This window comes from Paraburkholderia phymatum, assembly GCF_038900715.1.
Lineage (GTDB): Bacteria > Pseudomonadota > Gammaproteobacteria > Burkholderiales > Burkholderiaceae > Paraburkholderia > Paraburkholderia phymatum_A.
In genome coordinates, this window is record NZ_JAYMRZ010000037.1 from 43957 (window position 1) to 66670 (window position 22714).

A 22714-nucleotide genomic window follows, 5' to 3' on the forward strand; every position below is an offset into this window, starting at 1 on the left:
GGAACGACAACCTGCGAACACTCGTCATTTGCGCGCACATATCCCATGTCACAAGCCCAACCGCCATATCCACCAATGCGATGCGCATGCAGCGGCATTGCTGGCATGACGCAGCCAGTCGGGTCGCGCTGGTATCCAGGAGGGCAAGCCGATGTCACCGCCCGTGTGCCTGTAGTCGGTGAATATGAGCCAGGGCAGCCTAGCCTGTCGACGCCTGGTGGACATGAACCTGGCTGTGGCGAGCCTGTCGGGTTGCCGCTTCCCGCTGTCGTATTCGTCGGTACGTTGGACGTTGTCGGCGCTGTAGCGCGAATCGGGTTATATGTAACCTCGGGAACGGCCGCTACAGGTTTTCCGTGAAATGCGGACAGAAAGAAGGCCAGCGAATCAGGCTGGCCAGCTGGTGCCTGCGCGAACGCACACTGCATTTGCATCAGAAGGCAGAAAGCCGTCGCCAAAGCGCGAAGGCAAAGGGTTCGCGTTCTCATATCCTTTTCAACGCTGCCAGATCTGCCTCGGCCTGTGCCAAAGCCAGAGATGCTGTATCGAGACGAAGCTTGACAGTACCTCGCACGCCAACAGCTGCGGCGTGCAACTGCTGCAACTGAATCAGGCCGTCCCGCAGCGCCCTCTCCAATTGCATTCGCTCGTTGGCAAGGCGCGCGTTAAGCGCGTTGACGTCCTGCTGGGGCACGCCGCGGCTCGCGTCAAACACGAAGCGTTTCTCGACGCTCTGCCTCCAACTGACGAGTCTGCCCGCCAGTGCGTCGCCAAATCCCTGAACACGCATAACCGAGTGATAGCTGACGTCGCGCGCTGTCTCGATATTGAATGATGCCAACGCGGTTACTCGCGCGGGCCCTATTCCATCAATATCGGCATCGGAAATCAGGAATCTGTCGAGAAACACTTCCAGCTGTCGCTCACGTACTCTGGCATGAAGATCCTGCATGCCCCGCTGGTATTCGGCAGGTAATCCATCAATGCGTGCTTTAGCCGCAACCAGTCGGCCATAAAGTTCCGTAATACGCGGGTCCTGGGTCAGCTTGTTGTACTCTTCGAGTTCCGAGTCGAATACCTTCTTCGCCGCTATGGCAGCACCGCCGAGGGTGACAAGCCTCCCGCCAACGGGATGCTTGACCACCGCGATAATCGCACCACCGACAATCAGGCTTATGAACCACAACGTGGGCTGATTAAGAGTTATGAGAAATGCTCCGACAGACACGGCCGATACCTTTAGCCTGTACAGGAGACGAGCATTCTTGCCAACTTGCTGGAGCTGACCGGTCACAACATGCTGTGGGGCGGTATAGGCGGGAAGCTGTGGCAACCCGGCTAGCGACTGGATCCGTGCCCATATCGTGCCGAGGTCACCGGTCGCGGTCGAACCATTGCCCGTACCACCCGCGCTCTGTGAAAGGAACGCCGGTCGTCCCGCGCGTTCGCGTTCACACCAGGGACACTGCGCGAGATGCGACGGATATTTGTGATTCGATGCCTGTGCGCAGGTGCGCAACGAGACATGTAAGCCGTCCACGAGCTTTATCCATTCGCTTGCGCCTGGCCGTCCCGACGACACACCTTCTTCGGTGAAAGCGCGCTGGAATGCCCGCCCGATTTCTGGAGCGAAAAAAGAAAGGTTGATGGCGTCGGGAGGCGTGTCCACCTGCCGTTGCTTGCGATCTGGACCGTATGCAAACCGGTAAACAGCAATCGCCTCTTCGAGAGGGAGATCATTCCCGCCAAGCGGGACACCCGAATACGGATGTCTCCCCAGCAACAGGAGCTGGAATATCAGCACTGCCAGACCGAAATTGTCGTGATTCCTGGTGCGCTCCTTGCCTCTGAGCGAACTGACATTCTGCAATTCTGGCGGCGTGAACAGCTTCACGCCGACGTCGCAGGAATATCGCCGGCTGCCCTCAACGATCTGAAACGAGTCACAGTCGATCAGCTTCACGGTGCCGTTACGACCCACGAGAAAATTGTTCTCGTTGACATCGCCGACCACGTGGCCGTGCGCATGTACCGCGTCAAAAGCCGCAGCAACATTGCGAGCCACATGAACGAGGAACGCATAGTCGACAGCAGGAAAAATCTGTTTGCGACTGGCCGGACTGGAGAGATTGTGGATCGGTTCGAATCCCTCGATTTTGGCCATTACAAAGCCGGCGACGACCCCACCGGCCTGCGTCAGGACCTTGGTAGGCCAGGCAGAAATCTGATGCAGGTACGTGCTACCGATGCGGGCCATCGCACGCAGCTTGTCCTGCTTGTCTTCAGGCAAAGCGGCGTGATACACCTTCGCGACGCTGTGCCGGCCAAGGCTGCTGGACTCGAAGACACTACCCTCGCCTCCTCGCCCCAGCTCCTTGCCAAGAACAACCGCGCGGCCCGCCTCGTCATGCAGTTGCATCACACTTCCGCCTCTCGCACTGCCGAAACCAGAACCAGAGTTTTGTCGTCGTCGGTTCGTGAGTTCACCGGTTCGCTGTTCAAAAACGTTGCAAGCGAGCCTGACAACTCGTCGCACGCTTCCACGGAAGCGGTCCGAAGCACAGCAAACATGGAGTCAAAGAACGGCGCATGTACGGTCTTGCTCGCAAACACCAACGCAAGGCGCTGCAAGCCATCCGTCATCAACGCCAGCTCCTCCGGCCTATCGTCAATCCGATACTGAAGATGAGCCTGCGCATCCTGGTCAGTGATGAAGAACGTTGTGTTCGCGTATTCTCCGCCGTCAGGCCAGAAAACACACTCCAGCATCCCGGAGCGTCGCGCGACGATCGCACCATCACCAATCTGGAAGTAAAGCGCCTTTTCAGGACCGACAACGGCTCCGACCACGGTACACGCAAAGTCCCTCATCGAACTACCGCCTTCTGTCGCCCGATCGTGAATCGCGATGCGAACAGCATCGACGAGCGCTTGCGGTTCAATCGAGAGGATGCCATCCGGGGAATGTGCCAAGAGGTCGGTCAGAGCACGCGCCGCTGTTTCACACGTGAGCTCCGCGCCAACTTGAGCGAAGCGGGCACTGCCCGCTCCATCGGATGCGATAGCAATGAGGTATCTGGCATCGTTTTGACCCGATGCCTCCACGACCACGCTGCTGTCCTGACATGGAAGTTCGAGCTTCGAATGCGACGTACCGACAACCGAGGCGCCGATGTAGCGCCAGCTCACACAACCGCCCAGCCCGTAGGTGCTTTGAGCGCGACCTCAGTACCAGGCGTTGATTGCGAAACCGACCCTAGCGAACCCGACAACCACTGGAAAAGCTCCCTGAATTTCAGGCCGCTAAGGCTGAGCGGTTCTCGTGTCGAAATCTGACGCAGGACGCCCATGTCCGCCTGGTTGACGCCGACCGCAAAGAAAGCAAACTTCTTCGCCGCCTCTCCTTCCCTCACACGCGCCGCCGCAGCTTTCCATTCGTCTGTCGGCGCGCCGTCCGTAATCAGGAATATCCACGGGCGATAATAGGAAATGCCGTTGGCCCGATATTCGGCCTTTCGCGATTCAAGTGCGTCGATGGCAAGGTTTATGGCCGCGCCCATCGGCGTATCACCGCCGGCCGCAAGGATGGGTGGAATGAAGCTGTGAGCAGTGTGAAACGCCGTGTCTATTGTGACCGGCCCGAATGAAATAACGGTGGTTTCGACCCGCTTGGCCGCAAGTCCATCGGAAAGCAGATCCTGCCGGAATTCGGCAAGACCCGCATTCAGTTCATCAATCGGCTGGCCAGCCATCGAACCGGAACGGTCAAGCAATAACACGCAAGGACAACGCGGTTCTGGATTATCTGCAAAACTGTCTGCACCGAACGCCAGCTGTCTGGCGAACGGATTTTCGTTCTCGGTCATGGTCTTCTCGCTACGCTACGGTGTACACTCGTCCCGCTTGGCGCATTTTATTTTTGCATTTTGATAATAGCAGCGTAAAAACCATGCAGGCAAGTAAAACTCCAGCGTACGTTGCTCTTGTTCTTGCCGTGGTGGCGGGTACTGCTTTGTCATCGAAGAGTCATCCGTCAAAACCGCCAGTCGTCGCTGTTGAGGATAAGCCAGCCGCTTCCTTATTGCCCGCTTCATCGCCAGTTCCCCTTCCCCCTGAAAAAGTGACTTGGCAGCCAACGACGCTGAGCTGGCAAAACGTTCGGCTAAAACTGGAAGCACCTTCTAGCGAGGGTCTAACGCCAACGTGCCATACACCCGTCGGAGCGGAAGACGAAGTCGGCATATGCTATCTGGCTATTCCGACGCCGCAACCCGTCGTCTGGAGAGTCGGAACAGTCACACAGCGAGACCGGTTCGTGCCAGCCCGCTGGTTTGCTGACATGCAAACCGAAATCAAGACCACAATGCCGGCGCAGCAGATTGCCGACAGGGTGAACGCCGACCTGCTATCGACCTCCTCCATCTCGCTATCCAATGTCACCCTGATGAACCCGGCAAAATTGAAGGACGGAATCGCGATCGCCGGACAGGCAACTTACCGGCCGAATCAGGCATCGACCGACGTGGTCACGATGACATGCATTGCCGCTTTCATTCTTGCGGCCAACCGGCCTACCCAAGTGCTGTATTGCGCATCTAGCCCAGACGATGCGGAAGGCGACGCATTGCGCCTGATTGCATCGCTGCGCAAGCTCAATCCCTCTTCAGAGCTACCGAGAAACTCCTTGCAGGCGATGGAGCGCACCACCTACCAGAAATACCTCAAGACCCATGGCGGGCCGGCAGCCAATCCAAACGTTGTGCAAACGGAAATAGAACACTACGCGGCGACCACTGCAGATTGCCAAAGCTACGGCGCGATTTCGCAGGAGCGTTACGCATGTCATGAACAGCATGCCAAGGCACGCATGGATCAGCTTGGCACGTTAGCGTCGTCGGGCTAGCGCGTTTCCTGTTCGGAGTTCAGGGCGCGTCGCCTCGACCGGTAGTGTCTATACGGGCGAATTCGTTGCCGCAGCGTTCACCCATGCTGGACGCTCTCCAGGGATATAGCGTGCGATCAGTGTGACCTATGGTTGCACGGGCATCAGAACGCAGATTCGAGTGCCAGACACGAAACGGACACCTGCTTTTCGACGCTCGAGCGCGAATCCAGCGCTGAAATCGCAGGATTCTGGCCTGAGCGTGAAGAGGGTTGGCGCGACTTGCATGGAGGTTGACGACTAATCACAATGCCGGTTAAAAAGGTGTTGGGCGCGCAGTTCGCATCTGAAAAGCTAAAGATTTGCTAAAAGCGGCCGGTAAGCAAACGGGTCAACTAACGGGGACTACAAATTGAAAACCGTATCTGTCGCGATTCTGACGGCGGCTTTCCTGCTTGGCTGTCAACAAAAGTCCAATAGCGACCCCTCGGCATCTGTCACTCCAAAAACAAATGCAGCGTCCGCGCCGGCGGTAGCGGCTAGCATCGCTGCGCCGGAAGCGAAGCCTGAGCCGTTGGTGAAAGCCGCACCAGAACCCGACCCGTCACCGTGGACCTACTCGGAAGATGACGACGAGATGCGCGGTACGACTACGCGATTCGCGGTCAACACTTCGCTCAACGCGATCAATCTCGAATTCCCTTATCAGGGTGGATCCTCAGTCCGAATCTATCTCCGCAAGAAGGGAAAGGGACGCCAGGAAGCATTCTTTGTTCTGGATAAAGGACAGGTCACGTGCGGTTTTGAGGGATGCTATATCGCTGTCAAATTCGACAATGGTCCCGTCACCAGGATCAGCGCTAGCGAATCGACAGGAGGCAAAAACGACGCGATATTCATCGACAATGCTGTGCAGTTCCAGCAGAAGCTCCTGCATGCCAGCAAACTGATTGTCGAAATCCCGATCTACGAGGCTGGTCGTCAGCAGTTCAAGTTCGACGTTTCCCAGTTGAAATGGCCCAAATAACCAGAACGTAGAGAGGCATGTGGATCACTGCAGTGATTCGCATCTTTGCGGTCACGTCCGCAGTCGAATCGCTTGCTGCATACTCAGGCCAGTCGTTCACGTTAATCGGTATCAGCAGATATGTCGTGGCCGTTAAGTTGGAGGAATGACCTAAAAAACAGCGAGCAGCTTTGCTTTCTGCTGATCGAATCCGGCTTGGCTCACCTCTTTCGAGCAGCTTAAGGAGCTCGGGGTATTCGTCCTTTCCGTGCATTTTCTGAATTGGTAAGGACTTTCCCGATCTCGTGGCATAGCGATATGCCAGGATGGTTGGTGCTGGGCAACCCATCTGAGAAGGGGAAAGTCATGGACAAGATTACTCGTATCGGCGTGGATCTGGCGAAGAACCTCATCCAGTTACACGGCGTCGACAGCACGGAGCGCGTGGTGCTCAGGAAAGCAATCTCGCGGCAGAAGTTTCTCGAATGGTTTGCCAACCTCGAGCCGTGCCTGGTCGCAATGGAAGCGTGCAGCGCAGCCCACTACTGGGCGCGCAAGCTGCGCGCGCTCGGCCATGAAGTCCGCCTGATCGCGCCGCAGTTCGCCGCACCGTACCGCAAAGGCGGTCAGCACGTGAAGAACGACATGCTCGATGCCGAGGCCATTTGCGAGGCCGCGGGTCGGCCGCACATGCGCTTTGTGCCAGTCAAAACGGCAGACCAGCAAAACGTCCTCCTCGTGCACACGATGCGCACCGGTTTCGTCGAGGAGCGCACGGCGCTGGTCAACCGGCTGCGCGGCGAGCTGGTCGAGTTCGGTGTGTTCCTGCCGCAAGGCATCGACGCATTCCGTGCCCGCTTCGTCGAGGCACTGGAGGACGGGGCCACTGAACTAAGCGGTGCCGCGCGCACTGCGCTGCTGCGAGGTTGGGACCATATTCGAGCCCTTGATCACCAGATCACGTGGTGCGACGTGCAAATCGCCGCGCATGTGAAGCACGACAGTAACGCGCAGCGCGTGATGGCGGTCATCGGCATCGGGCCGCTCACCGCGTCGGCCGCGGTGTCGAGCGTCGGCGACGCTCACCTCTTCAAGAACGGTCGGCAATTCGCCGCCTGGCTCGGCACGGTGCCCAAACAGGCGAGCAGTGGTGGCAAGACCCGGCTGGGCCGCATCACCAGACAGGGCAACACGTATCTGCGCACGCTGCTGTTTCAGGGCGCGCGCTCCGCCGTGACGAGTGCCCATCGACGAACCGACCGGCTGTCGCGCTGGATCGTTCAGCTCCAAGCACGGGTGGGCTGGTATCGAACGCTGGTAGCCGTCGCGAACAAGCACGCACGAATCCTGTGGGCGATTCTCGCCAGGGGCGAACGCTTCGATCCGTCGTATGTACCGACCCGCCCACGCGCCGCTGGCCGCGACACCGCAACCGCATGACCGGACCGACGACTGACGAAACGTAAAGGCCGTAGACCCAAACAGGGAAACTCCGCACCCTATAAGCGTACATGGACCCCCGCCTATGAGCAAGATCGGTTTGCATTTTGAAGGTCCCGACTGCGTCCGTACATCCGGCTTCTGATGTGCCTGCTATGGGCACGAGCCATCATGGAAGTTTGCGCGCTTGCCCCTCATCGGCCTTCTGGCTTCGTACTGCAGCCGCCGCATATATCAGGATCTGCAAGCGCCGGTCCGACCGGTTCGCCATGCTCACCGCTTCTTGCGCAATCGCAAAGAGGCTGAAAGTACTTCAGATGTTACAGGTGCTACACCGTCTTGAAGCTATCATTGCTCGTCAATATCGCCCAGGCGATGCGTGCCGTCTTGTTCGCCAGAGCGATTGCCGCGACACTCATGTGACGGCGTTGCATCACGGCTTTGATCCATCGGCTATGCCGGTCATCACGGCGATTCACGAAACGCATCACTGCGCGCGCACCTTGTACAAGCAGAGTCCGGAGATAGGTATCGCCGCGTTTTGTAATGCCGCCCAGCCTCGACTTGCCGCCGCTTGATCGTTGCGTCGGCGTCAAGCCCAACCATGCCGCGAACTGTCGCCCGTTCTTGAATTGCGAGGGATCTCCAACGCTGCTGAACAATGCGGTGGCTACAAGCGGGCCAATGCCAGGAACCGTAGCAAGTCGCCTGCAACCTTCATTGCGTTTGAATATTTCGGTGATCTCGGTGGCGAGTTCATCAACCCATTGCTGCAGGGCCGCCAGCTGTTCGAGGTACATCGATCCCAGCCGCCGCAGCAGGAGCGTGATCCGGGCATCGCAATCGTTGACGAGTGCAACGATACCTTGCCTCAACTGAGGAATGCCCGTCGGGAAGATGAATCCCTCTTCGGCAAACATGCTACGGATCTGGTTCGACTTCGCGGTTCGTTCGTGGATGAGTCGCTCGCGCATGCGGTGAACAGACTGCAGCGACTGCTGCTCGGCGCTCTTGATGGGCACCGGGTGAATGCCGGGTCGCGAAACAGCTGCGCAAATAGCGGCCGCATCATTTGCATCGTTCTTTCCCCCAACCCGGAATGGTTTCACATACTGCGTTGGCAGCAGCCGTACAGTGTGCCCAAGGAAGGTTAATTCACGCGCCCAGTAATGGGAACCGTGACAGGCCTCGATACCTACCAGACTCGGCTCCAGCTTTGAGAAGAACTTTAACTTTAGTACGTCAGCCCGGCGCAGCTTACGCTGAATGACTGGCGTGCCTCTACGATCGACACCGTGTACCTGGAACACACTTTTTGCAATATCAAGGCCGATGGTCAGCGTAGGCATCTCGAATCTCCCGAAAGTGGCTCCGAAAGTGTGCACCCCGGAGGGGGCGGGAGTCCATGCCATCAGCCTTGTTGGGCACTATCGTTGCCGTGCCCGGGCCCGGATAGTAACCGCGCAGCGGGACTCCATCCAGAATACGGCGAATACATGCGATGTAGCGCCTGGCGGTTTGTCGAGTTCGCCCGCTGCCGGTCTGACCTGTCGCTATCTAGGACGCAACAGGTATGGTGTGCAGTCTGTCTCGCCGCTCAGTACCGATTGGGTCCCTCATGACAACGGGAGTTGAATGGATGAATGAATGAACCCCAAGCTTGCAAAGAAAGGAAAGTCCTTATAGGCGGTTTGCACGGCAAAGCGCTTTCAAATCAACCAGTCGAAAATCCGTCAAAGTGAAAAAACGTGCGGGACCGCTCAGCCTTGCTGCAAGCGGCTTCTTGCGCCTTTACCGCCACAAAATGCACGAAAAGGACAAATACCCCATATTCAAACGCGTCACTGGACATGCGCTGGCCAACGTCACGCGGCCAGGGCAGCCCCCGAACCATTCGAACGCACGCCGGTGGCAGGCCAGCCACGTTTCGACAGTCTGATCCAGCACGATCTCGGCATACTGGTGCCGGGACCAGCACAGGGTCATCACGAAGATCCACGTCTTGAGCGCAGTGCCGGACTCGTGCGTCAGTACGGGCCCGGCGCCGAAGTCGACCTGAACCGGGGCAAAATCGAGAATCGTCGTCGCCCTGACACCGCGCTCGGCCTTCAGATGCAGCAGGAAGCGGCGCACAGCCGAATAGCTGCCGGTATAACCGTGGTTGCGTTCGAGCGCGCTGAAGATCGTCGTACCTTGTACGCCGGCGTCGAACCAGCCGCGCACGACGTCGCGAAACGGTTCAAGGGAGGAAATGCAGCTGCGCGCCACCCTCGGGTCGCGCCCAAAGATACCGGCCAGCTCCGCGTCATCCGGCAACGGCCGCCCGGGATCGAGCCAGCCATGAGCGAGCGCGACCTGCCGTACAGTCTTGAGTTTGCTGCGTCCCATCAGGCGGGCGCCCGCAATGTCGCGGTCGGAATCGCCCTGACGCATGCGCGCCAGGACCTGTCGATACTCAAACATTTCGAAACTCCTTCTACTCATCGGCCCTCCGGGCAAAGACGCCGAAGGTACCGGGTTACGGAAGTTCGAAATGCGTTTCGAGCTGCAGCCCGACATAACCACAAGCCCGTCAAGTGGCCCGGTTACGCCGATCCTGAGATGGCTCCAATACGCCGATCATCGAGTGGCTCCATTGTGCCGATCATGCACTGGCTCGATTACGGCGATCATCCAGTGGCTCGATTACGCCGATCATGAAATGGCTCTAATACGCCGATCCGTGACACTTTGCGAATGCAGGACAGATTTCGCCAGGATATGCCGCCCCATGGGCGGCGCCCGGCGTACCTCTGAAGGCAGTGAAGTGGATGTTCCAGAAGCACGCGCCGCTGGCTATCAGACCGGACGATGAGGACAAGCAGTTTCAGCTTCAGTGGATGTGGCAGATGCTGCAGAACTGCACCGCTGAGCGCTATGCCATTAACAAGAACCGCATGGTCCGACTCGCAGAATACAGTCGCGATTGCCTCAAGACTTTGCGTGCAGAAACGGGCATCCAGTACGAAGGCCGTACGGGTGGCACGCTGCAGGTATTCCGTACGCAGCAGCAGTTCGAAGGCGCGGCGAAGGACATTGCCGTGCTGAAGGAGGCGAATGTCCCGTACGAGTTGCTAACGGCTAGTGAGCTTGCGAAAGCCGAGCCTGCCCTCGCTGCAACGTCGCATAAGCTGACGGGCGGACTGCGGTTGCCTGGTGACGAGACGAGCGACTGTCAGTTGTTCACGACCCGACTCGCGGCGCTTGCTGAAAAGGCAGGTGTGAACTTCCGTTACAACACGACGGTTGATGGGCTGGTAGTCGAAGGAGGCAAGGTGGTTGGCGTGCGCCATGGCGCCAAGCTGATTCATTCTGACGCGTTCGTCGTCGCATTCGGCTCCTACTCGACGAACTTCCTGTCTGGCCTCGTCAAGATTCCGGTCTACCCCCTCAAAGGATATTCCATCACCGCGCCTATCCTCGACGAGGTGCGCGCGCCCGTCTCAACTGTCCTCGACGAAACCTACAAAATCGCCATCACGCGCTTCGACAAGCGCATTCGCGTGGGCGGTATGGCCGAGATTGTTGGTTTCGACAAGCGCTTGCGCGAGGCTCGTCGTGAGACGCTCGAAATGTGTGTGAACGACTTGTTTCCGGGCGGCGGCGATACGACTCATGCGACCTTCTGGACGGGGCTACGCCCAATGACGCCGGACGGGACTCCGATTGTCGGCCACACCGCTGTGCCTAACCTCTATCTGAATACCGGCCATGGGACGTTGGGCTGGACGATGTCGTGCGGCTCGGCGCAGCTTCTGGCTGACCTTATTTCGGGCCGTAGGCCTGCAATCCAGTTCGATGACCTCAACGACTTCCGATACGAGAAAGAGGCGCCTGTGCCCGAGGATTTTGCACTTAACTAAGCGTTAGCCGTTCGACACGTATGCACCTGTGCGGGTGGCCTTCCGACTCGCCATAGGCCCAAACGCTCTTCGTTCGAAACTCTCTACGAATTCAAGCCATGCCGCGCCCAATTAAAGCTTCCATCCATCCCAACGCTGTCAAACACAACCTCGAGGTCGTCCGAAGAAAGGTTGCGAATTCTCGCGTCTGGGCCGTCGTGAAGGCAAACGCATACGGACACGGAATCGAACGGATTTATAGTGGTCTGGGAGCAGCAAACGGAATCGCACTACTCGACCTCGACGAAGCGGTTCGCGTTCGAGAACTGGGGTGGAAGAAACCTGTTCTTCTGCTCGAAGGCGTGTTCACAAACGATGACGTGAAGACTGCCGAAGAGTTCGGGCTAACGGTCGCCGTGCATTGCGACGAGCAGCGTGCACTGATTGTTGCCGCAAAGCCCCGGCGGCCAATTGACATTTATCTGAAGATGAACTCGGGGATGAACCGACTCGGATTCACGCCGGAAAACTATCGGGCAGCTTGGGAGCGCGCTCGCGCATCTGAAGGCATCGGCTGCGTTACGCTCATGAGCCACTTCGCGAATGCAGACGAAGGCAGCGTCGACTGGCAGCTCAACCAGTTCGATGAGGCGACACGCGATATTCCTGGGGAGCGCAGTCTCTCGAACTCGGCAGCAGCTCTTTGGCATTCGCCAGCTCATCGCGACTGGGTGCGACCTGGAATCGTTCTGTACGGAGCTTCGCCTTCAGGGCAATCCAGGGACATCAAGGACGTTGGGCTGCGTGCCTCCATGACATTGCGCAGCGAACTCATCGGGGTCCAGACGATGCGCGCTGGCGAGACGGTCGGCTATGCGCGAACCTTTCGAGCCGAGGAAGAGATACGAATCGGCGTGGTTGCGTGTGGATACGCAGACGGCTACCCGCGCCATGCGCCGACCGGTACACCAATCTCCGTCGACGGCATCATCACGCGCACCGTCGGCCGCGTTTCAATGGACATGCTCACCGTGGACCTGACGCCCTGCCCCAACGCGAGCATTGGTTCGAGAGTCGAGCTCTGGGGCGAACAAGTCACGATTGATGACGTCGCGTCCGCGTCTGGTACGATTGGATACGAGTTGATGTGCGCGTTAGCGCGCCGGGTTCCGTTGAGCGTGTCACCATAGACAAGCCATTCGAGCTGTCTGTGGGAGAACTGCGAGGCGAACAGCCACAGCAAGAGCCTCCGCCGATCAGCACGGTCTGTGCGGCTCTTGCCGGGCTTCATTTCGCGGTCTTCGCCATGCTTATGCCTGTGCATGCAGTGCCAGTACTTCAAAGTTCATAACACGGTCTCAAGATCCGACAGGTGGAAGCTTTCCGTGCACTTATCCAGCGGCACAAGGTGACGCGCGCGGCGCAGTTGCTGCATATCTCGCAGCCGGCGGTGAGCCGCCTGATCGCGGACTTCGAGGACAGCGTGGGCTTCACGCTGTTCGAGCGTCAGCAGGGACGGCTGGTGCCGACCGCAGAAGCACGCGTGCTATATGAGGAAGTAGAGCGCGCGTTTGTCGGTCTCGACCGCATTGGCCATGCGGCCCAGCAGATACGCGCGATGCGGCGCGGCTCGCTGCGGGTGGCGGGATCGCCCGCCATCGCGCTCGAACTGTTGCCCGCCGTCGTCGCGCAGTTCGTGCAGGCGCATCCGGGCATCGACGTGACCTTGCTCACGCATAGCGCGAGCACCGTCGTGGACATGGTGGCGTCGGGCCGATACGATGTCGGGTTCATCGCCGAAGCGATTCCGCATCCGTCCGTGCGGCGCGAACGGCTGACGGATGCGTCGATGCGCTGCATTCTGCCGCTCACGCACAGGCTTGCGAGAAAGCGAGCGCTTAAGGCCGCCGACCTGGAAGGCGAATCGTTCATCTCCTTCCCGCGCTCGTTCGACGCGCTCACGGCTATCGACCGCGTATTCGTCGAGCACAACGTCCAGCGTCAGATGAGCGTTGAGGCGCAGCTGTCGCAGACCATCGTCGCGCTGGTCGCCAACGGCGCTGGTGTCGCGCTGATCGATCCCGTGACGGCGGCGTACGCGAAAAACCGTGTCGCCGTGCGGCCTTTCCAGCCCGAGATTCGTGACCAGCTATACGCGTCGACGCAGCCGCTGCCGGGCATCGCCGAGCTGTTCTGCGCACGAGCCCGCGAATCCTTGACGCGACTCGTGAGTGCGCACTGCTCATGTCGGCTGTCATCACAAGGAATTAGAAGCCACATCGGGCGCAGGATGTTTGAGTACCCAGTCGATCCGCCCCTCCCTCCATAGTCCTTCGCTCGAGCTTAGGCATGCCGTCGCAATGCGTCCACTCCAACGACAAAGGGAGCGTCGGGCGACCGTTTTAGATCGCCATCCTGATGGATGGCGAGGACGGATTTTGCCGTTTCGCCAACCAGTTTCCGAAGGGTTACAGGCGCGTTCGCGCCCTTGGATATTGACAGGAGAAGAAGGCATTAGGATCCTGACTTCTTGCGCGGGAAGGCGCCCGGCCAGTCCCTCACGGGCGTCTGGTTTGTCATCCCTGACCACGCCAGGGGGCTTCCCGTGTTGCGTCATTCACCCAGCCGTATCAGCCTTCCCCGACATGGCTCTCGGGTCGGCCTGCGCATCATCCTTTTCGAGGCTTGCTCGGCGTTCACTCGCGTTAGGGCCTGCACACTCGCCCTGTCACCGTATTTCGTGACACGCTTCACCGAAGGCTTCAATCGCTTCGTTACCTCCACGATTGCTCCTTATAGGTTGCTTCCGGCTGGAGCGGTTGCCGGGTGGGGCTTTCACCCACTGGAAAAGCGCCGCCTTTTCACGGCGCACGCCATGAAGCGACATTCGCGGGCAACGTCGCCGAGACATTCAGGCGTCGGTTCCACTCAGGAACCGGCCATTCAGATCGAAGGTTGAGGTGATGTTTTTTTGGTCTTCGCCATTTGGATCTCGTGCTTGGTCAGGCGCGGCAATGCGTCGCCTTTATCGTGCGGCTGAGTTCGAACGACGTACGCTGTCCGATTGGGTAGCCCTATGTCGTTTTGGTCACGGGAGCCCCCGAAGTACCGTATATGGCTCGAGCACTGCGTTAAGCGCGCTGTACTGACGCGGGCCTCGCCTGATCGCAAGGGCCTTCTCGCAAAAATCGCAGAACCTGCTCGCGCCGGCCACTCTCAAGCTGCACTTCGCTAGACGTCAGGCGCGGGTCTGCGACAGTTGCACTGAAGTGTGAAGCGGGAAGCGGTGCGCCGGGGCGGATATGAGCGCGGATCTTTTATTTCCCAGACACCCGATCTACGGATGATGATGGGGCGGCGAAGTGGGCGATGCTCGCATCGTATCTCTCACCCATACCACCCAGGGTGACCGTCGCGCGCTTCGCACTGTCAAGCAACGCCTTCAGCGCAACGTTAATAGTGTCTGGCGCATCGAATCTACCCTTGGGCCCGGATAGAGTCAGAGCGCCCACGAGTTGACCACTCGAATCGAACACTGGCACCGATGCTGATACTGTCTCAGGATCGCGTTCGCCGTATGACACCGCCCAGAGTTGCGCGCGCACGTCATTCCCGCGGGGGTCCAGAGATTCAGTGAATGTGAGCAGTATTTTGCCGGATGCGCCCTTGTCGATCGGGAATTCCTCGCCAACACGTATCGCGACCCTCACGCTCCTTGACGGCTCCACGCGGTAGAGCACTAAACGTTGGTCACCCTGCCGCACATAGAAAGATGCCGTCTCGCCCATGTCTCGACTCAGTTGCTGAAGGATGGGTTCGACAACCGGGCCGATTTGAAAGGACCGTTGATAAAGCGTTGCGAGGCGCAGCGGTTGATGGCCGATGGCGTACTGCCCGTCATTCAGCTTCCGTATGTATCCGCCGTGCTCCAAAGCACCGAGCAGTCGCAAAACCGTGCTTTTGTACAAGCCGGTGCGGCGCGAGAGTTCCGTTAGCGTGAGCCGGTCATCAACCGGTCCAAAGGCGTTGAGAATCGCAAATGCTCGATCCAGGACCGCGACGCCACTTGACCTTTCTGACGTGTCGATCGTCGGCTCCGTCGGCGAGAGTGCATTGATAGGCACGTTTTCCCCTCGAAGTTTGTTCTCACACTCTACAGTTCCGCGCAATAGAACTCAAGTTCTATTTGTTCAAAATTCTCGGGTTTACCCGTCTTACCTGAGATTTATCGCGCGCATATAGTTCTTTCGTACAGAACAGAGATCTATCAGATAGAACACAGGAGCAGATTGTGATTAAGTCCAATCCCAAGGTGTTGATCAGCGAGGTTGGGCCGCGCGACGGCCTGCAAAGCATCAAGAGCATCATGCCGACAGCGGCCAAGCTGCGATGGATTTCCGCGCTGGCCGCCGCCGGGTTGAAGGAAATTGAGGCGGGCTCGTTCGTGCCCCCGAAGTTACTGCCGCAAATGGCCGACATCCGTGAGGTCGTGGCCCATGCGCTGTCGATTCCGGGCCTTCATGTGGCAGTCCTCGCGCCGAATTTGCATGGTTCGCACGGCGCGTTCGAGGCCGGTGTGCACAAAGTAACACTGCCCGTCTCGGTGACCAACGAGCACTCGATGGCCAACATCCGCAGGACGACGGCGCAGATGATTGAAGAGGTTCGCGACATCGTCGCGTTGCGCAACGAGCAGTTTCCCGGCGTACAGATCGAAGCGGGCGTGTCCGTCGCATTTGGCTGTACGATCGCCGGCACGGTCACCGATGACGAAACGATGCGTATGTGTCTTGCGATGGCCGAGTCCGGCGTGGACGAGATTGGCCTGTCCGATACCAGCGGGTACGCCAACCCTTCGCAGGTTCGTCGCCTGTTCCGTCGACTGCAATCGGAACTCGGGGACAAGGCGGGCGGGGCGCACTTTCATAACACACGCGGCCAGGGACTCGCCAATGTGATCGCCGCGCTTGACGTGGGCGTCACAACGATCGATTCCAGTCAGGCTGGTCTTGGCGGCTGTCCGTATGCCCCAGGCGCTACTGGAAACATCGTCACGGAAGACCTTGCTTTCCTGCTGGAAGCCATGGGCTATGAGACGGGCGTGGACATCGACAAACTGGGCGCTGCACGTGCGATTCTGGCCGAAGCGCTGCCGGACGAAGCCTTGTACGGGCATGTGCAGGATGCCGGACTGCCCAAGGGATTCAGGTATTCAGATGGGCGCGTGCCGAGCGCACCGCAACCGGAAGGCTGTCTGTTGGGAGTTGCGCAATGAGCCAAGAGCAAGCGAACCGAGCTCTGCCGTTCAGCGGCGTGCGTGTTGTCGAGATGACGCACATGGTAATGGGACCAACATGCGGCATGGTCCTGGCTGATCTGGGCGCGGAGGTGATCAAGGTTGAACCGATTGCTGGCGACAGCACGCGCGCTCTTCGCGGGTCCGGAGCTGGCTTTTTCAGTACCTTCAACAGGAACAAGAAGAGTATCGCCGTCGATGTGAAGGATGCGCGCGGGCTCGAGGTCGTGCACAAGCTGCTTGCCGGTGCAGACATCTTCAGCGAAAACTTTAAAAGCGGCACGGTGGACAAACTGGGCCTCGGATATGGGGCGCTTTCCAGGCTCAATCCGCGTCTCATCTACGTGTCGCACAAAGGATTCCTGCCCGGTCCGTACGACCATCGGACCGCCTTGGACGAAGTTGCTCAGATGATGGGCGGCCTCGCCTACATGACGGGACCGGAAGGGCGTCCTCTGCGGGCTGGCACGAGCGTCAACGACATCATGGGCGGCATGTTCGGCGCGATCGGCGCGATGGCGGCGCTCGCACAGCGCGAGCGCACCGGGCACGGTCAGGAGGTACAGAGCGCGCTTTTCGAGAACAACGTGTTCCTTGTCGCGCAGCACATGATGCAGTTCGCCGTGACCGGAAAAGCTGCTGCACCGATGCCCAGCCGGATCTCCGCATGGGCGGTCTATGACGTGTTTTCAGTCAGGAACGGCGAACAGATCTTCCTGGCGGTCGTGTCCGACACACAATGGGCGATCTTCTGTGACGCGTTCGGCCTGACTGAGCTGAAGGCCGACGAGCGCATCGTGACCAACAATCAGCGGGTGCAGGCACGCGACTGGTTGTTGCCGCAGCTTCGCAAGCACATGGAAGCATTCACGGCGTCCGAGATCAGCGCGATCTTCGAACGCTGCGCATTGCCATATGCGCCAATCACCAAGCCCCAGGATATGTTTGACGATCCCCATCTGCTTGCAACGGGGGGGCTTGCCGATGTTACATTGCCCTCCGACGCTAGTGGTGCTGGTCAACCTGTATTCACGAAGACCGCGTTGCTGCCTCTGACGCTTGGCGGGGAACGGCTGCAACTCCGCGCAGCGCCGCCTTCACTCGGACAGGATACGCGAGCGCTTCTGATGCAACTCGGTTACACGCCGGAAGACCTCAGACAGCTAATCGAAGCGGGCATCGTCAGGTGTCGGGACCAGCAGCCTGGCGATCCGGCGATCCCGTCGGCTAACGAACTCGCCAGCGCCTGACACCCTGGCAGCACACAAGGAATCACTGCCGCGCACGTGCAGCATGGTTCAGCTCGGCCGTGATTCCACGGGAGACGGAACATGACATCGATATCACCGGAAATGACGGCCGACAGGTCCGTCGACTCCACACTGGAACAACAGGCGGTTAAGAAAGCGGCGTGGCGCTTTATCCCGCTTCTCGCGCTCGCGTACTTTTTCAATTACCTGGATCGGACAAGCGTTGGCTTTGCCGCGCTCACGATGAACCACGACCTCGGGTTGACTGCGACGCAGTTCGGCTGGGGTGCCGGCATCATGTTCGCGGGTTACTGCGTATGCGAGGTTCCAAGTAACCTTGCGCTGTACCGATTCGGCGCGCGACGCTGGCTGGCGCGCATCATGATTACGTGGGGCTTCTTCGCGGCGGCCACGGCGCTTGCGGTGGGTCCGACCAGTTTCTACGTGCTCCGGCTCCTGCTGGGTATCGGCGAAGCGGGTTTCTTCCCGGGCGTGATCTTCTTCCTCGCAGTCTGGTTTCCGGCAAGCTATCGCACTCGCGTGCTCGCGTGGTTCACCGTCTCCACGCCGATCTCGTCACTCGTCGGCGGTCCGCTTTCGACGTGGCTGCTCAACATGGACGGCTTCCTCGGGCTGGCTGGCTGGAAATGGATGTTCATTGTGGAGGGCTTGCCCGCGTGCTTGCTCGGCTTCCTCGTGCTGCAGATGCTTGCGGACAAGCCCGCCGATGCCACGTGGCTGTCGCCGCAGGAGCGGCACGCGCTGCAGAGCGCCTTCGACCGCGAGGGCGCAGCCAGACAGAAAAAGAAGGATTTCGCCGCCGCGTTGAAGGATGTGCGCACGTACATCCTTGCGATGATCTCGTTCGGCTTCACGATGGGTTCCTACGGTATTGGCATCTGGCTGCCGCAGATGCTCAAGGCTCACGGCATGAGCGTGACGCAGACCGGCTGGATGTCGGCGGTGCCGTATTTCTTTGCAACCATCGCATTGCTGTGGTGGGCCAAGCGGGTCGATCGGCGCGGCGGCCCCATCGCGAGCCTGGCCGCGGGTCTTTTGATCGGAGCCGTGGCGCTCGGCGTATCAACCTATTTCCATCAACTGGTGCCTGCCATGACCGGCATCACACTGGCGCTCATCGGAACGATTGCGGGCCGCACGATTTTCTATACGTTGCCGAACAGGTTTCTCTCCGGGCAGGCCGCTGCCGGCGGCCTCGCGCTGATCAATTCGATTGGCGCGCTTGGTGGCTTTGCGGGACCGTACCTCGTCGGCTATCTCAAGGACAGCTTCGGTACATTCACGGCCGGAATGATCGGTCTGTCGTTCGTGCTGCTCATCACGACCCTGCTGACCCTCTCGCTCTACGCTTTCAACGCGGAGAAGAAGTGAACATGGTACCGCTTCGTTCCCCCTTGCGACGCCGGCTCCTTGTCGCTGCGGCAGCATCGATCATGATCCCGGCCGTCTCTGCGCGGCAAGGATTCGCAAAAGAGGAAACCCGAAGCATGAGCACGACCAGCAATTACCTTCCCGTTCGCGCGGCGTGGCTCGCCTCGGGCACTGAATCCGCGCTCGAACCGGGCATGCCGATCGTTGACGCGCATCATCATTTCTATGAGCGCACGGGATGGACTTACCTGCTCGATGAATATCTCGAAGACGCCAGATCCGGGCACAACATCACCGCGTCCGTGTACATGCAGGCACTGACGCGTTATCGAAAGGACGGTTCCGAACCGATGCGCCCGGTCGGCGAAATCGAATATGTGGTCGGGGCCACCGCACCGTTGCAGAATGGCAAGCCGCAGGTCGCGAAAGGTATCGTCGGTTACGCGGATCTGCGTCGCGGTACGGCAGTGCGAGAAGTGCTCGAAGCCGAGCTTCAGGCGGGCGCTGGCCGCTTGCGCGGCGTGCGGCATGTCGTAACGTGGGACGCAGACCAGACGCTCGTGAATCCCTTGTCGGCAGCGCCGCGCGGATTGCTGCTGGACCCGACCTATCGGTCAGGCGTCGCGCAACTTGGGGCGCTCGGCCTCTCCTACGACGCGTGGCTCTTCTTCCCGCAATTGCCCGAACTCTTCGATCTGGCGAAGGCGTATCCCGACACGCCGTTCATCATCAATCATTGCGGCGGGATCGTGCGCATCGCCAGTTACACAGACAAACGCAAGGAAGTGTTCGACGCATGGTCGAGCTCGATGCGCGAGCTGGCGCAGTTGCCCAACGTGTATGTGAAAGTCGGCGGCCTGGGTATGCGGATCAACGGCTTCGACTTCGAAAAGGGAGAGCGTCCGCCTTCATCGATCGAGCTGGCAGAAACATGGAAGCCGTGGATGCATACCTGCATCGAGGCGTTCGGCGCGAACCGCTGCATGTTCGAAAGCAATTTCCCGGTCGATAAAGGCTCGTATCCCTATAGCAACGGCTGGAATGCGTTCAAGCGCTTAACCGCGCAGGCGAGTACGCAGGAACGGGAGGCGCTGTTCCGAGGAACCGTGACCAAGGTGTACCGTCTCGGTTAACTCAATCGATAACCACCGGGCTGTGGGCGAATCATCCGGGCGTCGAAGGGCGGCTTGGCCCGGTCAAACTCAGGAGACGGGGCTTGACTCGCATAGGAGTCCCGTAAGCTGATTTGATCAGAGTTCTGGAAGCGAATTATGACTGGAAGGTATCTAGTTGGTCGATGGGAGTCGCCGTGGGCCAGCGATCCGTTTCTGAAAATCCGCATTGCCATTGAGGTTGATACACAATCCGTCGTGACACTGCACCATTTCGTTGACGGCGCATGGCGCCGGTTTCGCCCGGACGTGAGTGTCCGGAGGAGTACCGGTTGAACGAAACCGATGCCATACCGACTGCGCGGTCGAATGACGAAGCGAACCCGGTGCCGGAACTGCCGGAGGATGATGACGACACGAGTACGGACCAGTTTGAACAAGAGGGCTGTAGCTGCTGCGAACGATGGTATCGCGAGGGTTCAGTGAGCGAATGTGAATGCGTCTGAAAACAGGCATTTCACAATCCAAAAGCAGCACGGGTAGACGACTGATACGCGCTGTGGAGCTGCCGGAAGGGTCCGTGTTTTCGGCTTAGGCGGCGTTACCTTGGCCACCGTTAATGCGGTATATCGTGTTGACGCGAGGACGCATACGCGCGCGATCTCATCAATGACGAGATTGACGCGATCATCGTCGGTCGCGTGATGTTGGTACAACCCGAATGCAGTCGCTCCGGCAAGTGCGAGGATGCAAGTGCAGGGATATAACCAGCGTTCTTCATTGGTGGCTTCCGTGCCTTTGTCGTTCTCCTACACGAAGGTCTGACAGCGCCGCTTCAAGTGTTTCAGCGGCGTCGAAATGCAGTTGCACGCTGGCTTCGTCTAGCGGCTCGCCTGACGGCATCTTGCGTGACTCCGCAGAGTCACGAAGCACGTTAATCGCGGCTCGTAGAGCAAATGCAGTGGTCAGCTTAGCCATGACTGTTTCCTTGGTCAGACTTGCCGATACATCGCCGGGCCGCCGATGAGTCCGATTGCGGTTGTTTCGGTCCTGCCATAGTTGCGACGTTCGTGCCGCACCTCGTAACTGTCCTCATCACGACCGAGGCGAGCTATGTGCTCCGCCACAGTCGCAACTTCATCGCGCACCGCCGCAAGATCACGCATCACGAGACTACCGGGCAGCGATCGCAGGCATTCCAGCGACGTAGCCATGTTCCGGTTTTCCTCTAAATCCTGTATGGGACACGTACGCCCGGTTCGTCAGCGGGAAAATCCTTGATATTGCGCGAAATCAACAGCATCGAATTCACCTGTGCCGAGGCCCACACAATTGCGTCCGGTAGTCGAATCCGCCTCTGCTTGCGAATCTCGACTGCCCGATTTGCGATGGTGGCGTCAAGCGCAATTACGTCAAACGAACCAAGCCATGCGCGAATAACCGCCTCATCTTCTGGCGTCGTGCCAACAAGGACTTCCATCCAGGTGATCGTGCTAATCGCACGATACTCATAGCGCGCGAGTTCTTTCTTCGCGGCGCCAACGCCGTTGAGATAGTCGATCAGAACGTTCGTGTCGAAAAGTGCCCTTACCATTCTGATCGCAGTTCCTGCTGGTATTCCAGACCATCGATTTTCTTGCTTTTCCACAAGCCGAAAACGTCAGCCCCAAGTGCTCGCTTGTGTTGCGCGATATAGGCCTCAATCGCGTCGCGAATGACAGCGGCGCGGGGACGTTGCTCGGCCTCCACAAGCCTCGCCAATTCTTCGACTTGCGCATCAGGCAGGTCAATCAGAATTCGACTCATTATCGCCTCCGATGTATGATATACATATCATATATCACCGACGGCATTCGCGGCAAGCGCCGTTTCCGACGATTCAAACTCTTACTAGCACTGATATGTATGGACCGTGTCAAGTACCAAAGTTGGCTCCTTCCCGAAGGCTTGACGGGTCAAGGGCGGCGTCAGCCCGGCGACAGCGGACCCTTGACGCGGCGTCTGTTTTCTATGCTATGCATTGGTCGTGAGTGCGGCACTTGCGTGCTCGCGACCATGCGAAACCGGCTTCCTGGACGGTCGTCAATAACAGGATGCTTGGGCCAGGACGAGGCGGTTATCCGACGGTTGATCATTCTGATATGCGCGGGTTGGTTACCGCATGACAAACGAAACGTCGGGGAGCTGCCTCAATCTAGTTTCGAGGATTGTGCTGTCTCCAGTTGCCTCCTAGTGTAAGCACGAGGGTTCTCCCACCGTTGCCTGGTCCTGGCCGAAACATCCTGTTGCGAGCTCAACTAACATCCCTGCCCGGCTAAGCCCGGCTGAGGGGGCAACGTGTTGCCCGATAGCCCAGATAAAACCGGCGAGTTCTCGCGCAATGGCGGTACAGACCTGGTTCTTGAGCTTGCCGCGTGCCATCAGGTTGCGAAAGCGCTGACAGAGCCGCTTTTGC

At 58.9% G+C, this 22714-nt stretch carries 19 protein-coding genes and 2 pseudogenes; 10 read left to right on the forward strand and 11 right to left on the reverse strand.

The window, feature by feature from the left end:
* Nucleotides 1-484: 484 nt before the first annotated feature.
* The 3 genes from VSR68_RS39520 to VSR68_RS39530 are packed head-to-tail and all read right to left on the reverse strand — an operon-like array spanning nucleotide 485 to nucleotide 3866.
* On the reverse strand, nucleotides 485-2419 hold the full coding sequence (locus VSR68_RS39520) for a helix-hairpin-helix domain-containing protein (RefSeq protein ID WP_342944925.1): 1935 nt from the start codon (nucleotides 2417-2419) through the stop codon (nucleotides 485-487).
* Entirely contained in the window at nucleotides 2419-3189 is a 771-nt protein-coding gene (locus tag VSR68_RS39525) for a PP2C family serine/threonine-protein phosphatase (RefSeq protein WP_342944926.1), read from the reverse strand. The genes VSR68_RS39520 and VSR68_RS39525 overlap by 1 nt, the downstream gene beginning before the upstream one ends.
* Nucleotides 3186-3866, reverse strand: a complete 681-nt coding sequence (locus VSR68_RS39530; RefSeq protein ID WP_090872341.1) for a vWA domain-containing protein — start codon at nucleotides 3864-3866, stop codon at nucleotides 3186-3188. The genes VSR68_RS39525 and VSR68_RS39530 overlap by 4 nt, the downstream gene beginning before the upstream one ends.
* Before the next feature lie 473 nt (nucleotides 3867-4339).
* On the opposite strand from VSR68_RS39530, the gene VSR68_RS39535 reads away from it, so the two are divergent.
* The 3 genes from VSR68_RS39535 to VSR68_RS39545 all read left to right on the forward strand — a co-directional run bounded on the left by VSR68_RS39535 (nucleotide 4340) and on the right by VSR68_RS39545 (nucleotide 7328).
* Nucleotides 4340-4903, forward strand: coding sequence for a hypothetical protein (locus tag VSR68_RS39535; protein WP_342944927.1), 564 nt, complete (start codon nucleotides 4340-4342; stop codon nucleotides 4901-4903).
* A gap of 391 nt (nucleotides 4904-5294) precedes the next feature.
* Entirely contained in the window at nucleotides 5295-5909 is a 615-nt protein-coding gene (locus tag VSR68_RS39540) for a hypothetical protein (RefSeq protein WP_342944928.1), read from the forward strand.
* 345 nt (nucleotides 5910-6254) lie between these two features.
* Complete coding sequence (locus tag VSR68_RS39545; protein WP_342944929.1) at nucleotides 6255-7328, forward strand: IS110 family transposase; 1074 nt, start codon at nucleotides 6255-6257, stop codon at nucleotides 7326-7328.
* Between the two features lie 329 nt (nucleotides 7329-7657).
* On the opposite strand, the gene VSR68_RS39550 is transcribed toward VSR68_RS39545, so the two are convergent.
* Together VSR68_RS39550 and VSR68_RS39555 are read right to left on the reverse strand one after the other, a co-directional pair.
* Nucleotides 7658-8677, reverse strand: coding sequence for an IS110 family transposase (locus tag VSR68_RS39550; protein ID WP_342944930.1), 1020 nt, complete (start codon nucleotides 8675-8677; stop codon nucleotides 7658-7660).
* A 442-nt stretch (nucleotides 8678-9119) separates the two neighbouring features.
* Nucleotides 9120-9791 carry a hypothetical protein gene (locus VSR68_RS39555; RefSeq protein ID WP_342944931.1) on the reverse strand — a complete coding sequence of 224 codons (672 nt, stop codon included), beginning with the start codon at nucleotides 9789-9791 and terminating at the stop codon, nucleotides 9120-9122.
* A 266-nt stretch (nucleotides 9792-10057) separates the two neighbouring features.
* Here VSR68_RS39555 and VSR68_RS39560 point away from each other — a divergent pair.
* The 3 genes and pseudogenes from VSR68_RS39560 to VSR68_RS39570 all read left to right on the forward strand — a co-directional run.
* Nucleotides 10058-11230 (forward strand): annotated as a pseudogene (locus VSR68_RS39560) (D-amino acid dehydrogenase); the annotation flags it as partial.
* Between the two features lie 98 nt (nucleotides 11231-11328).
* Nucleotides 11329-12399, forward strand: a complete 1071-nt coding sequence (gene alr / locus VSR68_RS39565; RefSeq protein ID WP_342944932.1) for an alanine racemase — start codon at nucleotides 11329-11331, stop codon at nucleotides 12397-12399.
* Nucleotides 12400-12581: 182 nt separating this feature from the next.
* Nucleotides 12582-13538 carry a LysR substrate-binding domain-containing protein gene (locus VSR68_RS39570; protein ID WP_342944933.1) on the forward strand — a complete coding sequence of 319 codons (957 nt, stop codon included), beginning with the start codon at nucleotides 12582-12584 and terminating at the stop codon, nucleotides 13536-13538.
* 988 nt (nucleotides 13539-14526) lie between these two features.
* On the opposite strand, the gene VSR68_RS39575 is transcribed toward VSR68_RS39570, so the two are convergent.
* Complete coding sequence (locus VSR68_RS39575) at nucleotides 14527-15333, reverse strand: IclR family transcriptional regulator (protein ID WP_342937693.1); 807 nt, start codon at nucleotides 15331-15333, stop codon at nucleotides 14527-14529.
* Nucleotides 15334-15575: 242 nt separating this feature from the next.
* Between VSR68_RS39575 and VSR68_RS39580 the strand changes: the two genes are divergently transcribed.
* The 4 genes from VSR68_RS39580 to VSR68_RS39595 all read left to right on the forward strand — a co-directional run bounded on the left by VSR68_RS39580 (nucleotide 15576) and on the right by VSR68_RS39595 (nucleotide 20280).
* Nucleotides 15576-16484, forward strand: coding sequence for a hydroxymethylglutaryl-CoA lyase (locus VSR68_RS39580; protein ID WP_342944941.1), 909 nt, complete (start codon nucleotides 15576-15578; stop codon nucleotides 16482-16484).
* The gene (locus tag VSR68_RS39585; protein WP_342944934.1) at nucleotides 16481-17755 is read left to right on the forward strand and encodes a CaiB/BaiF CoA-transferase family protein; all 1275 of its coding nucleotides are present in this window, start codon (nucleotides 16481-16483) and stop codon (nucleotides 17753-17755) included. The genes VSR68_RS39580 and VSR68_RS39585 overlap by 4 nt, the downstream gene beginning before the upstream one ends.
* An 81-nt stretch (nucleotides 17756-17836) precedes the next feature.
* Complete coding sequence (locus VSR68_RS39590; protein WP_342944935.1) at nucleotides 17837-19147, forward strand: MFS transporter; 1311 nt, start codon at nucleotides 17837-17839, stop codon at nucleotides 19145-19147.
* Between the two features lie 2 nt (nucleotides 19148-19149).
* Complete coding sequence (locus VSR68_RS39595; protein ID WP_342944936.1) at nucleotides 19150-20280, forward strand: amidohydrolase family protein; 1131 nt, start codon at nucleotides 19150-19152, stop codon at nucleotides 20278-20280.
* Nucleotides 20281-21036: 756 nt separating this feature from the next.
* Here the strand turns inward: VSR68_RS39595 and VSR68_RS39600 are convergent.
* The 5 genes and pseudogenes from VSR68_RS39600 to VSR68_RS42980 form a co-directional block, all read right to left on the reverse strand.
* Entirely contained in the window at nucleotides 21037-21237 is a 201-nt protein-coding gene (locus tag VSR68_RS39600) for a hypothetical protein (protein WP_342944937.1), read from the reverse strand.
* A 14-nt stretch (nucleotides 21238-21251) separates the two neighbouring features.
* Complete coding sequence (locus VSR68_RS39605; protein ID WP_342944938.1) at nucleotides 21252-21473, reverse strand: hypothetical protein; 222 nt, start codon at nucleotides 21471-21473, stop codon at nucleotides 21252-21254.
* Between the two features lie 14 nt (nucleotides 21474-21487).
* Nucleotides 21488-21853, reverse strand: a complete 366-nt coding sequence (locus VSR68_RS39610; RefSeq protein WP_342944939.1) for a type II toxin-antitoxin system VapC family toxin — start codon at nucleotides 21851-21853, stop codon at nucleotides 21488-21490.
* Nucleotides 21847-22065, reverse strand: a complete 219-nt coding sequence (locus VSR68_RS39615; RefSeq protein ID WP_342944940.1) for a ribbon-helix-helix protein, CopG family — start codon at nucleotides 22063-22065, stop codon at nucleotides 21847-21849. The genes VSR68_RS39610 and VSR68_RS39615 overlap by 7 nt, the downstream gene beginning before the upstream one ends.
* Before the next feature lie 519 nt (nucleotides 22066-22584).
* Nucleotides 22585-22714, reverse strand: a pseudogene (locus tag VSR68_RS42980) (IS110 family transposase); the annotation flags it as partial.

Bases quoted from the DNA above. Each gene is read 5' to 3' on its own strand.
- VSR68_RS39605 (WP_342944938.1), bottom strand. From the start codon at position 21,473: ATGGCTACGTCGCTGGAATGCCTGCGATCGCTGCCCGGTAGTCTCGTG.
- VSR68_RS39580 (WP_342944941.1), top strand. From the start codon at position 15,576: ATGCCGACAGCGGCCAAGCTGCGATGGATTTCCGCGCTGGCCGCCGCC.
- VSR68_RS39595 (WP_342944936.1), top strand. From the start codon at position 19,150: ATGGTACCGCTTCGTTCCCCCTTGCGACGCCGGCTCCTTGTCGCTGCG.
- VSR68_RS39615 (WP_342944940.1), bottom strand. From the start codon at position 22,065: ATGAGTCGAATTCTGATTGACCTGCCTGATGCGCAAGTCGAAGAATTG.
- VSR68_RS39535 (WP_342944927.1), top strand. From the start codon at position 4,340: ATGCAAACCGAAATCAAGACCACAATGCCGGCGCAGCAGATTGCCGAC.
- VSR68_RS39520 (WP_342944925.1), bottom strand. From the start codon at position 2,419: ATGCAACTGCATGACGAGGCGGGCCGCGCGGTTGTTCTTGGCAAGGAG.
- VSR68_RS39530 (WP_090872341.1), bottom strand. From the start codon at position 3,866: ATGACCGAGAACGAAAATCCGTTCGCCAGACAGCTGGCGTTCGGTGCA.
- alr (WP_342944932.1), top strand. From the start codon at position 11,329: ATGCCGCGCCCAATTAAAGCTTCCATCCATCCCAACGCTGTCAAACAC.
- VSR68_RS39585 (WP_342944934.1), top strand. From the start codon at position 16,481: ATGAGCCAAGAGCAAGCGAACCGAGCTCTGCCGTTCAGCGGCGTGCGT.
- VSR68_RS39545 (WP_342944929.1), top strand. From the start codon at position 6,255: ATGGACAAGATTACTCGTATCGGCGTGGATCTGGCGAAGAACCTCATC.
- VSR68_RS39550 (WP_342944930.1), bottom strand. From the start codon at position 8,677: ATGCCTACGCTGACCATCGGCCTTGATATTGCAAAAAGTGTGTTCCAG.
- VSR68_RS39555 (WP_342944931.1), bottom strand. From the start codon at position 9,791: ATGTTTGAGTATCGACAGGTCCTGGCGCGCATGCGTCAGGGCGATTCC.
- VSR68_RS39590 (WP_342944935.1), top strand. From the start codon at position 17,837: ATGACATCGATATCACCGGAAATGACGGCCGACAGGTCCGTCGACTCC.
- VSR68_RS39600 (WP_342944937.1), bottom strand. From the start codon at position 21,237: ATGGCTAAGCTGACCACTGCATTTGCTCTACGAGCCGCGATTAACGTG.
- VSR68_RS39610 (WP_342944939.1), bottom strand. From the start codon at position 21,853: ATGGTAAGGGCACTTTTCGACACGAACGTTCTGATCGACTATCTCAAC.